The following is a 12,917-nucleotide window of genomic DNA, read 5'->3' on the forward strand; positions in this document are numbered from 1 at the left end:
ATATCAAAAATAGACAAACGATGGGCATAATCTTGTCTATATGAGATTATCATACGTTAATTAAACCGTTGTTAGAAGGTGTCCATGGGGATTGAGTTTACCAATCAGTTAATCTTTGTGGGGGCGATATTGGCGTTACTATGCGTGTTTGCCAGTGTTGTCTCTCGTCGATTAGGAGCCCCACTATTACTGGTTTTTCTCGTTATGGGCATGCTGGCCGGCGAAGATGGCCCAGGCGGGATCAAGTTTAATGATTTCTCTCTGGCATTCTTGTTTGGTAGCCTCGCATTAGCCATTATTATTTTTGATGGCGGGCTTGGCGCCAGACGCAGTACGTTTAGAGTCAGTTTAAAACCGGCTTTATCGTTAGCAACACTGGGGGTATTGATAACCGCAGGTATTACCGGTTTTGCCGCACATTGGTTACTGGATTTTACTTGGCAAGAAGGTTTATTGATTGGTGCAATTGTTGGCTCAACTGATGCCGCTGCGGTATTCGGTCTACTCAAAGGTGCAGGTGTCGAACTCAAGGAACGTGCCGGAGCCGCATTGGAAATAGAATCCGGCACCAATGATCCAATGGCGATTCTGCTGACTGTGACTATGGTCGAATTACTGGTTAACAGTGAAACACTTTCTGGTTGGTTAATTACCGTCGAATTTGTTCAACAAATAGGGTTCGGGGTAATATTGGGCTTCGCATGTGGGCATATTCTCACCCTGTTACTTAAACACTTAAGTCTCCCCAGTTCTTTATACTCATTGATGGCTTTGGCTGGCGCGCTGAGTATATTTGGTGTGACCAATATGCTAGGCGGTAGCGGCTTTCTGGCGATTTATATAGTAGGGGCAATTATTGGCAACACAGCTTTACCCTATAGCAATGACATCCATCGATTTCATGATGGAATTGCCTGGTTAAGCCAGATCGGAATGTTTTTAATGTTAGGGCTATTAATTACGCCAAGCCATTTGACTCCCATCATCTTGCCGGCTTTGGCCATCAGTTTTATATTAATCTTTATAGCTCGTCCTATCGCCATATTATTATCACTACTACCATTTCGCTTTCCCTGGCGAGAGCAGCTCTTTATGAGTTGGTGTGGCCTTCGCGGCGCGGTTCCTATTATTTTGGCGCTGTATCCTTCGTTAGCAGGACTGGAACATACCGAAACTTATTTCGAGCTGGTATTTTTTATTGTGCTCGTTTCTCTGGTGCTGCAAGGATGGAGTATTGCCCCCATGGCGCGTTGGTTAGATGTAGAGTTACCTCCTCCTGCCAGAGAAGCGAAACATTTGTCCCTGTTCATTCCTGATGATCAGAAAAAAGAGCTGTTGATTTATCATGTCATTGACAATGTTTCTGCTATTGGTACAAGTACCGATGATTTACCCTTAGAAGAAGGTGCGCAGTTTGTTGGTGTGTTGCGTAACGGTGTGTTACTGGAACGACATAAGCCACAACTTCTGAAAGCGCAAGACCGAGTGCTAATCATCGTCTCTTACGGCCAACAATCTAATTTGGGACGGTTATTTGCACCTTCCAAACCGCACTTCCTCAACGAATCTTCTGCCTTTTTCGGAGAATTTATCATCCGTACCAACACCAAATTAACCGATCTCGCGGCGCTTTACGATTTTGATCTTTCCGAGCAACAGAAAAACATGACCATAGCTGAATTACTTAACGTGAAATTCCACGGCAAGCCTGTCATAGGAGATCGTATTAAACTGGGCTGGGTGTGTTTTGTTGTCAGAGGAGTCCAACAAGGACAAATTACCGAAGTTGGACTGAAATTGAGTTAGCATCACTTGTTGATTACTCCATTACCACGGAAGCGATTCACCGTTGGCATGCAGGAACTGGCCGGAGTTATCAAGATTTAACTCGTCAATCCGTCCAATCAGTTGCGTCGCGGCCACTTCGGCTGAAATATCGCCAGCTCCACCCACCATATCGGTTTGCACAAAGCCTGGATGCAGAATGGCTACCGCAATGCCCTGCTGTTTTAGATCTTTGGCCAATGAGACAGAACCGGCATTTAAAGCCGCCTTTGACATTCTATAGCCATAATAGCCGCCGGACGCATTGTCACTCATCGAACCCATCCGGCTGGTGATCATCGCCACCTTGGCCTGTGCTGCCAGCACAGGTAACAAATATTGGGTGAGTAACACGGGTGCCAATGAGTTCACCTGAAATTGGTACATAATGCGGTTGGCATCCATATCATCCAGAGTTTCGGCTCCCAGCACGCCAGCATTATTGATCAATACATCAATTTTATGTTTTGAAAACAATGTCTTAATTTTATCGTAAGTCAATGGATCGGCCATATTGACACCTTCGATAACCGTGGCACCGGACTTGTCCAGCTCGGGTGATGAATGACGGCATGCTGCCCAAACTTTATCACCACGTTGAATAAGCTGTTGGGTCAGTGCCAACCCGATCCCCCGGTTTGCGCCGGTAATTAATACATTTGCCATGCTTTATTCCCTTATCAATCGTTGCAGGTCCGCAGGTGTATCCACTCCCGTTGGTGGTACTTCGCGAGCAATATCCACATGAATTTTTTCGCCATGCCACAGCACTCTGAGTTGTTCCAGCGACTCAATCTGTTCCAGTCCGGAAGGCTGCATATTGACATATTGCTTGATGAAACCGGCCTTATAGGCATAAATACCAATATGACGCAGATAGTAATCACCTATATCGTCGATAATATCTTCGTCCATAAAGCGGCTGCGGTCATAGGGGATAGTCGCCCGGCTAAAATACAGCGCATAGCCCATTTTATCGGTAACGACTTTTACCACATTAGGATTAAAAGCCTCTTCAACATCGCTAATACGCACCGCCAGCGTCGCCATTTCAGCCTGGTTAAACGCATGCAGGTTCTCTGCCACTTGCTGGATATTGACGGCAGGAATAAAAGGTTCATCACCCTGCACATTGACCACAATTTCGTCGTTGTCCAGACCGAGGATATCCACTACTTCGGCTAACCGCTCTGTACCGGACTCATGTTGGTCACTGGTCATGCAAAGTTGCCCGCCAAACCCTTCGACCACATCGGCAATGCGTCGATCGTCGGTGGCGACTATCACCTGACTGGCACCGGCTTCTGTTGCACGCTGATAAACGTGCTGAATCATAGGTTTGCCATGAATATCTGCCAGCGGTTTACCCGGGAAGCGACTGGAAGCATAACGGGCCGGAATAACGACAGTAAATTGCATCATCTAACCCTTAATCAGTTCCAGTTCGTCAGCGCTTAACTGGCGTGCCTCGTTTTCCAGCAGAACCGGAATATTTTCCCTGACCGGGTACGCCAGCTTATCAAAACGGCAAACCAGCTCCTGTTTGTCCTTATCTAATATCAGTTTACCTTTGCAAACCGGACAGGCCAAAATCGTCAACAATGCTTTATCGAATGCCATTTTTTATCGCCTTTACTTTTTTCAAAAATAGTTGCCGAAATTCTTCGGTTAATTTAGCACTGACAGGCAAGTACCACCAATCATCTGCGGCAAATGCGCGGCATTTGACTGCATCTTTTTCGGTCATCAGTACCGTGCCTGCAGGTATATCTTTTGCCCTAAAGCGATGATGATCGGCAAATACCAGATGCTGCCTCACATTCACCTGTTTGGATTTAAGCAAATCAAAGAAACGCTGTGGATTACCTATTGCCGCCACCGCCGTGGCCGGTTCTTTTAATTCAGTCACTGACAAACTTTTGTTGCGTTGTTTGAGGTTAATTAAACGACCGGATTCAAGCGACATCAAAAAATCGCCTTTTCTGACCATACCACCATTTATTACTACAAAATCGACCGAATTCATCCTTTCGGCTCCTTCCCGCAACGGCCCCATCGGTAACAGATAACGATTACCCAACCGGCGCTGGCCATCCATTACCACAATTTCGATATCCCGCTCCAGCGCGTAATGTTGCAGACCGTCATCACAAATCAGCACATCACACTTATGTTGTTGCAACAAATACTTGCCGCCCCGCACTCTATCCGGATCCACCACAAGCGGACAATTGATATGCTGGCGCATCAAAACCGGCTCATCGCCGACTTGTCCTGGATCACTATCTTCGGCAACCAATTGCGGATAAGCGCGACTCTTGCCACCATAACCACGACTCAGCACACCGGGGTGGTAACCTTCCTGACGTAAAATCTCTACCAAACGTATAACCAGTGGCGTTTTACCTGTTCCCCCCACGCTAATATTGCCTACCACAATAACCGGAACCGGCAGTTTTTCGGAACCAAACCAACCCTTTTGGTAAGCTTTTTGGCGTAGACTGGATACGCACCAGAATAACGCTGTCAATGGCCATAACAACCAAACCAGCGGATTATTGCTGTACCAGGCTTTTTCCAGCCAGTTCATATTTGGTGCCCTTCGACAAATTGCATTTTATGCAACGAAGCGTATGGTCCGTCATTATCAATTAACTGCTGATGATTGCCTTCCTCAATTATTTCCCCTTGCTCTATAACCAGTATCTGGTCGGCTTTTTCGATGGTTGACAATCGATGCGCAATCACAATGCTGGTGCGATTAAGTTGCAGTTTTTCCAGCGCATCCTGGATCAGTCGTTCGGACTCAGTATCCAGTGCCGACGTCGCTTCATCAAGGATCAGGATTGGCGCATCGGTTAAAATAGCGCGCGCAATGGCAATACGCTGGCGTTGGCCTCCGGAGAGCATCAGGCCGTTTTCGCCTACCTGGGTATCCAGTCCCTCGGGCATATTGTCGACAAATTCCATCACATGCGCAGTCTTGGCAGCCGCCTGAATTTGCTCGGGACTCACATTATCTGCTCCATAGGCAATATTGTTGGCAATGCTGTCGCTGAACAGGGTCACTTGCTGGGATACCAGGGCAAACTGTTTACGTAAATCCTTCAGTTTCAAATCTTCAATATTGATACCGTCGAGCAGTACTTCGCCTTTTTGTGGCTGATAGAAACGGGTCAGTAAACTGGAAATGGTTGATTTACCACTACCGGAACGCCCCACCAACGCCAGTGACTGTCCCTGTTTGACCGAAAACGATATATCCTTAAGCGCATCATGCTCTTTGCCAGGATAACAAAAGGTAACATGATTAAATTCAATATTGCCTTTAGCCCTGACCAACGCATGCTGGCCATTATCCTGTTCGACATTTTGATCGATAACCTCAAACACGCTACTGCAAGCCGCCATACCGCGCTGAAAATCACTATTGATGGTGGTTAGCTGCTTAAGCGGCTTAAGCAACATAATCATATTAACTACCACCTGGGTGAATATGCCGGGAGTCAGATGTTCCACCATTTGTGGCACACTGGCGATATACAACACCGCCGCCAACGCAACGGAAGCAATAATCTGGATCGAGCTGACACTGAGTATTTGCGCCACCAGCAATTTCATAATTTGCTGGCGATTATAATTATTCCGCCGGGTAAACTTATTGATTTCCTTATCTTGCCCCCCGAACATTAATACCACTTTATGCCCTTTAATCACCTGTTCCACGTTACTGGTCAAATTGCCCATGGCTTGCTGGATACTGCGGCTGACACTGCGAAAACGCTTGCTGACTACCGATACTATTAAAGCGACGACTGGCCCAATCAACAAAAATACCAGCGATAATTGCCACGAATAATAAAACATCGCGGCCAGCAGCCCGACAACAAAAGCCCCTTCCCTGACCATGGTAGCCATCGCTTTTCCGGCCGCATTGGCTACCTGTTCGGTATCGAATATTACTTTGGAAATCAAATTACCTGGCGCATTTTTATCATGAAAGGAAACCGGTAAATATAAATAGTGGCGAAACAGTTGCTGGCGAAGATTCATCACCACTTTATTACCAATCCAGCCCAAAGTATAAGTGCCCATAAAATTAAATAGGCCACGCAAAATAAAGATCGGCACAATAAACCAGGCGGCCAGTCTTAAAAACTCATAGTCCCCGCCCCCCAGGCTGTCATCAATTAAAGGTTTGAGCTGGGCAATCACCAGCGCATCTAGCAGGGCATAACCGACCATGCCAATGCCCGACACCAGAAAAGCGAGTTTAAAATCACCGAGATAGCGACGAAAACGCCGAAAGGTATGAGGGGTGGTAAAAGTTTCAGTCATAAATGCATTATCAGGTTTCTATTCGCCTATTGTAACGTCGCCAGCAAAATTACCCAACTATCAATAAGATATTTTAATTTTCCAGCCAAGATAGTGACTAATTTTCAATCACACAAAGGCGTTGCTGTCGCTGAAGAAGAAATCAGTCATTTTGGTTTTTTCTTGTTACGACTTGACCCGTATTCAGGTTAATTATTCGCATACCAGTAGGGATAAACATCTTCTCGATAGGTAAGCGCAGTAATATTATCAGCGGCAATAATAAAGCTTACTTGTCCGTCTTGCGAAGTGGAATAAATTGCTGCTCCGCTATCCCGATAACGTTCAAGAACCTCCTTGGCGGGAAAATGCCAACGGTTCAGGTAACCCTGACTAAACACCACGTATTTGGGGTTCACTGCATTGATAAACATCGGCGAGGAGGATGTTTTGCTGCCGTGATGAGGTACAACCATGATATCGGCACTTAGATACTGACGGCTATGATCATTTTCCACTATAAGTTGTTCAGCATGCTGTTCAATATCGCCAGGCAATAAGACTGTGTGATGCCCGTCGGTAATGTGCAAAACACAGGAGCGATTATTTTCGTTACCAGCATAATCCGCTTCTGGCCATAGTGCTGTTAACGTTAGCCCTTGCCAATGTTGCTGCCAGCCAGCCTGACACTGATCATGACTGGATAACACAGCATCAACCGGTAGTTGTGACGTCAATTGTTCAAGACTGCCGGCATGATCCATATCCTGGTGTGAGATAAATACCCAGTCCAGTTGGTCAATGCCTCTTTTCTGCAGCACCGGTAATAGTGCCGCATCAGCCATATTAAAACCGCTGGGGTAAGCCGGACCAACATCGTAAACCAGCGTGTGATGATTTTTTTGAATTAATACCGCCAGCCCTTGTCCGACATCCAGCACATCCACACGCCATAGGTTGTGATTAACCGGAATAACGCTCACCAGTACAGGAAGCAATAATAGCCACCTTAATCCGGGCGGCAACGGCAGTGGCGGTATACAGACTAGCAGAATATACACAGCAACAAACAACCAGGCCATAACACCCACATCAGCAACTTGAAAGGCGGCCAATTGCAAGTCACCCGCTAAGGTTAGTCCGCTCAAGCACCATGTCGTTATCTGATCCGCAATAGCAAAAAGTGCTAATCCTGCACTGTGACTAATACACAATATCAGTAGTGCCAGGATACATAATGGCACCAATACCAAGGTGACAACGGGTACCGCAACCAAATTGACCAGTGGGGCTGCTAAAGAAACTAACCCGAACTGCCAGGCCACCACGGGTAGCATCAAGATACTTAACCCAATTTGTAAACGACACATCACGGCCAGCGACTGGCCTAACGAGAAAGCGCGTTGCCGAATCGGCCAACACCAAAATATCAAGCCAATAATCAGCACAGCACTAAAGCTGAGCCAGAAGCTGACAGACAGAATGCTCAGTGGCATCAGTAGCATAAAAATCAGCAGGCAATGCAATACGATTGAAAAAGGACGCCAATGCCGGTATTTGATTAATACTAAACTAACGATCAATACCATCAACCAGGCTCGCATCGTGGGTAAGCTAAACCCTGCTAATGCTGAATAGCCTAACGCACAAATCATCGCTGCAATCATGCCTAGTCTATGCACGTTGATTTGTTGCGGACAGCATCGCACCACTAATTGAGTAAACAGAAAATAGGCTAGCGTGGTGATAATGCCCAAATGCAAACCGGATATGGCAATAAGGTGGGAAATGCCGGTACGTTGTGCCAGTTGCCAGTCGTCCTGTTCGAGTAGCCCCCGGTAACCTAGTGTTAACGCCGACAACCAGCGGCTATTTTGCAACGGTAACTGGATAAAGCGATTAATCCATCGCTGTCTGATGCTACTCTGTGACTCAATAATTTGATTATCAGCCTTACCAATAACATAACCTGTTGCCCTGATATCATTAGCGAACAGCCATTGCTGATAATTAAAATAACCATCGTTGGCCAGACCGTGTGCCGGTTTTAAACTGACCCGTAATTTGACCACCTGGCCCTGTTGCAACATAAGCGAATTGTGGCTCCAGCTTAAACGTATAACCGGGGCATTAAACGCAACGGCCTTTTGGTTAAAACGGCTGAGCTGCAGATTGAAACGAATCGAATCAGCAGGCAGCACGATACTGGTTACCTGCCCTTCCACCCAAACCGGTTGCTTGACCAAATCATCCGGTATCTGCCAGCTAAGTTTCCAGTAGCCAACCAACGACAACCACAGGATCCCGGCCAACAACCCTGACATGGCAGTTAAACGTTTGAATTTCAAACAAAACAGTGAAGATATTGCCGCCATCATGACGATGGCGGCAGAAGGAAGCTCCGACCAGGTTAACGCACTAAAACAGCCTAATACAAAAAATACAATCCATGTATTCAAGTCGATAGCCTTATAGCAAGTTGGATTTATTCCTCAAAAGTTCTGGATAAGGAAGCCAGTTGATCGACTTCTTTACTGAGTTCAGAGGCAATATGGTCGACCTTCTCGGCACTAGAAAAGGTACTTTCTGACACTTCGGAGATCCGTTCAATATTGCGACCAATCTCGTCACAGACATTTTCCTGTTGTTCGGTTGCCGTGGCAATCTGCAGGGTGTTTTCAGTGACTTCGTTCATCAACTCCAGAATATCGTTAATCGCAACCGCAGATTCTTGCGCATTCACCACACAGCCTTCAGCCTGGCTTTTACTTTCCTGCATTACATTGACCCATTCCTGAATGGTTTTTTGCATGCCTTCAAGATTCTTATGAATATTAGTCGTAGATTGTTGGGTACGCGAAGATAGTGCCCGAACTTCATCGGCTACTACCGCAAATCCGCGCCCCTGCTCTCCGGCTCTGGCCGCCTCAATAGCAGCATTTAGCGCCAATAAATTGGTTTGTTCTGCTATTGCCTCTATCTCGCTCATGGTGTCACCTACCTTTTCGGCCTCCACAACCAGCTTGTTGGCCGAATCTGCGGCATGTTCGACGGTATCAGCCAACACCTGTATTTTACTGGTACTACTGGTAATCAATCCCTTGGTATCCGAACATTTATCTCGCGTCTGGTTGACCTTATCCGAAGTATTTGCGGTATTTTTGGCGATATCCTGTGATGTGGTAGTCATCTGGTTAATCGCCGCAGTGATTTGCTGCACTTCAAAAGATTGTTGCTCGATACTGGCTTTAGCAGAATGGGAAGAATCGCGCATTGAAGCTGCCAGTTTCTGCAACGTCTGTCCCTGGGCATGCGTCATGCCCAGAATGGTCCTGATTTTGGCCAGCGCAATCTTGACAGCAAAATCCAGCACAGAAACTGACCCTTTACCGGAATAAATATAGCGACTGATACTGTCATAGCGAGATTGCAATTGTTGTGTATTAGTAGCCAGATTGATGAGTTCGGCACTGAATATCGTTGCTAGAATCACCCCGGTTAATATAACCGGAAGCAAGCTTGACCAGCCAATACTGATGACTGATGCGACACAGACCACAGCCATCAACAAACAGGCAAGCAAGCCTTTGTGGCCCATTGAAAAGTCTTTCAACCCGGATGATTTTTGTTTGTGCAAATTTTTGTAAATATCGATAGCCCGCTCTTTGAGTTGACTACTCAGTTTGGTCCGCACTGACTGATATCCAACTATACTGCCCTGCCGATACACTGGCGTGACAAAGGCGTCGACCCAATAATAACGGCCATCTTTGCAGCGATTTTTAACCACCCCACGCCAGGGCTTGCCCTGTTTGAGGTTGGTCCACAAATCTTTAAAAGCTACAGACGGCATGTCGGGATGACGGACAATATTGTGGTTTTTGTTCAGCAGTTCATCACGCGCATAACCGCTGACTTTGACGAAAGTATCGTTGACGTACTGGATAACCCCGCGGGTGTCGGTAATACTGATCAACTCTTCCTTATCTGAAAACGTGACTTCCCGGTCAACCACATTTTGATTTTTATGCATTAATTCATGTTCCTTTATTGATTTACTAAATTAATTGTAGCCAAGCTGTAAAGGTAAATTCGAATTACCATGATTGAGTGTTGCCAAGCGCCAGCGCAATGCCTAAACTTGCCTTTCGTTTCACCTCGGATAGAACTTCAATCCAGTTCCGAAATCGAAAATAACGGCACCGCGCAATATTGCATTAATAAACGGTAATCTTAATACCGTTCTGTTAAACAGTCATAAATTTGCAAGCCAGATGTTCCATAATTGAACTGACACCACAAAATTGATGTAGGAATATATGCCTAAAAAACTGATTAAACGTTTTATCCCTGATCATCAGACGATAAAGCAAAACAAGTTTATTGCGTTATTTGGCACCTTGTTACATGACGCAAACTTATGGCATCTTAATCGCCGTTCTGCCGCCGGGGCTTTCGGTATTGGTGTCTTTTTCGCATTCTGGCCTGTCCCTTTTCAAATGTGGTTATCGGCAGCGGTTGCCATCCCGTTACGGGTGAATTTACCTTTATCTGTGGCCACCGTATGGATCACCAATCCCTTTACCATGCCACCCATTTTTTATGGCGCCTATCTGGTCGGAGCCTGGCTGCTCAATACACCACCGATGGCCTTTCACTTTCAACTAAGCTGGGAATGGGTGGTACAAAGTCTGGAAACCATTGGCCCAGCTTTTCTGGTGGGTTGTGGCGTCTGCGCTGTATTTTTCGGCTTACTGGCTTATTTTGGATTACATCTTGTCTGGCGTTGTTCGGTAGCCAAGGCCTGGAAACAACGCAAATTGAGCCGTCAACAGCAAGGCTAATGCCCCAACACCTGAGCTGGCTGAATTCGGGTAGCACGCAACGCCGGCACAATAGTCGCCACCAAACTTAAACTCACAGCAATGCTGACAGTCATCCACACATCCTGCCAATGCAGTTGTGATGGCAGAAAATCGATAAAGTAAATATCCCCCGACAAAAATCGGGTGCTGCTAATCTTTTCCAAAAACAACGCAATATCGCTGACATTCAGTGCGCACAACACACCCAGTGTTGCACCGCTTAAGGTGCCTGTCAGTCCATTAACACCTCCCTGCAATACAAAGGTGCGGATAATTAAGCTGTTTTCCGCCCCCATGGTTTTGAGCATGGCGATTTCGGTTTGCTTCTCCGCCACTGCCATCATCTGTGCCGACACAATATTAAAACAGGCTACCGCAATCACTAACGTCAGTACCACGTAGACTACCCAACGCACCAGCATAATATCCTGATATAAATGCCCCTGGGTGCGGGTCCAGTCGGATATAAACACATGTTGTTCAAGACTGTAACCTATCTGCCTGATTCGCTGTGGAGCCTCAAAGGGATCATTAAAATAAAACTGCAAGCCTTGTGCGCCGGTGGTCACCCCGACAATATCCTGGGCGTACTGCAGGTTCATCAAGGCGATATGGTTATCCAGCTCACCTCCCAAAGACAGTACGCCAGCCACTTCCAGCCATTGTGTTTTAGGCGGCATTAGCTGGTTTTCCGGGCTAAATTGCGGTAACAGTAACTGCACTTTATCGCCTACTTTCACATCCAGCTCACGAATTATGCCTTCTCCCAGCATGATACTGTGAGGTTTACTCTGGAATAACGGCCAGTCAGGTACCTTAATGGCGTTAAATAGCGGACTATCAGCATAAATTTCAGGATCGACAGCAGTCACTTCCACCGCTTTCATATTCTTGCCCTGTTGCAATAGCCCGGTCATTTTGATCACCGGCTGGGAAAACACCATATCCGGATCCTGGCTCCATTGTTGACGGATTTCCTGCCAATTTTGCAGCCCTTGGGTTGATGCGGCAGTAATTTCACCATGCGGGATAACACTTAATAACTCCTCTTCCAGAGCCTGCTCAAAGCCGTTCATCACCGATAAAATAACAATCAACGCAAAACAGCCTAACGCAATGCCCAGTGTCGACGAGGCAGAAATAAATGAAATAAATCCATTCTGGTGCTTATCTCGCTGAAAACGCCATGCCAGCTGCCAACTTAAGTTAAACATCGCCCACCCGACTTTGCGACTGCAGCTCGGACAAGTGCCCGTTAGTCAGCTCCCATACCTTGTCCAGTTTAGCGGCCAGTTGGCGATCATGGGTCACCACCACAAAACTGGTATTAAAGTCCTGGCGCAATTCACCAATAAGCTGATAAATGGTTTCACCCGTTTTGTCATCCAGATTACCGGTAGGCTCGTCTGCCAGTACGACGGCAGGATGTGTCACCAGCGCGCGAGCAAAGGCAACACGTTGTCGTTCTCCACCGGATAACTGGGATGGCTTGTGTGCAAGCCGGTGGCTTAATCCGACTCGCTCCAGCATCGCGGCAGCTCGTTGCTTTGCGTTGCTGATATGCTGCTTGCCAATCAATAAAGGCATGGCAACATTTTCCAGTGCCGAGAATTCTGGTAACAGATGATGTAACTGATAGACAAAACCTAACTGCTGATTACGGAAGGCAGCTTGCTGTTTGGCACTATAAGCAAAGATATCTTCGCCGTTAAACAACACATGACCTTCTGTAGGGCTATCCAGCGCGCCGAGAATATGCAGCAAGGTGCTTTTACCCGAACCGGAATTACCTAATATCGCCACTTGCTGGCCAATCTGCAATTCAAAATTAACCTGTTTAAGCACATCGACCCGGCTTGCACCTTCCTGATAACTTTTAGACAGATCACGACATGTTAATAAACTGCTCAT

At 46.6% G+C, this 12,917-nt stretch carries 11 protein-coding genes; 2 read left to right on the forward strand and 9 right to left on the reverse strand.

What is annotated here, in order from left to right; translation table 11 throughout:
- Positions 1–84 precede the first annotated feature (84 nt).
- Entirely contained in the window at positions 85–1,806 is a 1,722-nt protein-coding gene (locus V1467_RS09785) for a potassium/proton antiporter (RefSeq protein ID WP_416308598.1), read from the forward strand.
- 21 nt (positions 1,807–1,827) lie between these two features.
- Here V1467_RS09785 and V1467_RS09790 read toward each other — a convergent pair whose 3' ends face one another.
- The 7 genes from V1467_RS09790 to V1467_RS09820 all read right to left on the reverse strand — a co-directional run bounded on the left by V1467_RS09790 (position 1,828) and on the right by V1467_RS09820 (position 10,174).
- On the reverse strand, positions 1,828–2,490 hold the full coding sequence (locus V1467_RS09790; RefSeq protein WP_416308599.1) for an SDR family oxidoreductase: 663 nt from the start codon (positions 2,488–2,490) through the stop codon (positions 1,828–1,830).
- A gap of 3 nt (positions 2,491–2,493) precedes the next feature.
- Positions 2,494–3,243 (reverse strand): 3-deoxy-manno-octulosonate cytidylyltransferase, encoded by a 750-nt coding sequence (gene kdsB, locus V1467_RS09795; RefSeq protein WP_416308679.1) that lies wholly within the window; start codon positions 3,241–3,243, stop codon positions 2,494–2,496.
- A gap of 3 nt (positions 3,244–3,246) precedes the next feature.
- Entirely contained in the window at positions 3,247–3,444 is a 198-nt protein-coding gene (locus V1467_RS09800) for a Trm112 family protein (RefSeq protein WP_416308600.1), read from the reverse strand.
- Entirely contained in the window at positions 3,431–4,414 is a 984-nt protein-coding gene (lpxK, locus tag V1467_RS09805; RefSeq protein ID WP_416308601.1) for a tetraacyldisaccharide 4'-kinase, read from the reverse strand. The genes V1467_RS09800 and lpxK overlap by 14 nt, the downstream gene beginning before the upstream one ends.
- Positions 4,411–6,162 carry a lipid A export permease/ATP-binding protein MsbA gene (msbA, locus tag V1467_RS09810; RefSeq protein ID WP_416308602.1) on the reverse strand — a complete coding sequence of 584 codons (1,752 nt, stop codon included), beginning with the start codon at positions 6,160–6,162 and terminating at the stop codon, positions 4,411–4,413. The genes lpxK and msbA overlap by 4 nt, the downstream gene beginning before the upstream one ends.
- A gap of 188 nt (positions 6,163–6,350) precedes the next feature.
- Positions 6,351–8,600 carry a DNA internalization-related competence protein ComEC/Rec2 gene (locus V1467_RS09815; RefSeq protein WP_416308603.1) on the reverse strand — a complete coding sequence of 750 codons (2,250 nt, stop codon included), beginning with the start codon at positions 8,598–8,600 and terminating at the stop codon, positions 6,351–6,353.
- A gap of 26 nt (positions 8,601–8,626) precedes the next feature.
- Positions 8,627–10,174, reverse strand: coding sequence for a methyl-accepting chemotaxis protein (locus V1467_RS09820; protein ID WP_416308604.1), 1,548 nt, complete (start codon positions 10,172–10,174; stop codon positions 8,627–8,629).
- A gap of 286 nt (positions 10,175–10,460) precedes the next feature.
- Here V1467_RS09820 and V1467_RS09825 point away from each other — a divergent pair, with 286 nt between their 5' ends.
- Entirely contained in the window at positions 10,461–10,985 is a 525-nt protein-coding gene (locus V1467_RS09825) for a DUF2062 domain-containing protein (RefSeq protein ID WP_416308605.1), read from the forward strand.
- On the opposite strand, the gene V1467_RS09830 is transcribed toward V1467_RS09825, so the two are convergent.
- Positions 10,982–12,220: a lipoprotein-releasing ABC transporter permease subunit gene (locus tag V1467_RS09830; RefSeq protein WP_416308606.1), complete on the reverse strand. Its 1,239-nt coding sequence runs from the start codon at positions 12,218–12,220 to the stop codon at positions 10,982–10,984. The two genes, V1467_RS09825 and V1467_RS09830, sit on opposite strands and share 4 nt — an antisense overlap.
- Positions 12,213–12,917, reverse strand: coding sequence for a lipoprotein-releasing ABC transporter ATP-binding protein LolD (gene lolD / locus V1467_RS09835; protein WP_416308607.1), 705 nt, complete (start codon positions 12,915–12,917; stop codon positions 12,213–12,215). The genes V1467_RS09830 and lolD overlap by 8 nt, the downstream gene beginning before the upstream one ends.

The sequence above is a fragment of the Neptunicella plasticusilytica genome, assembly GCF_047922965.1.
In the GTDB taxonomy this organism is placed as follows: Bacteria; Pseudomonadota; Gammaproteobacteria; order Enterobacterales; family Alteromonadaceae; genus Neptunicella; species Neptunicella plasticusilytica.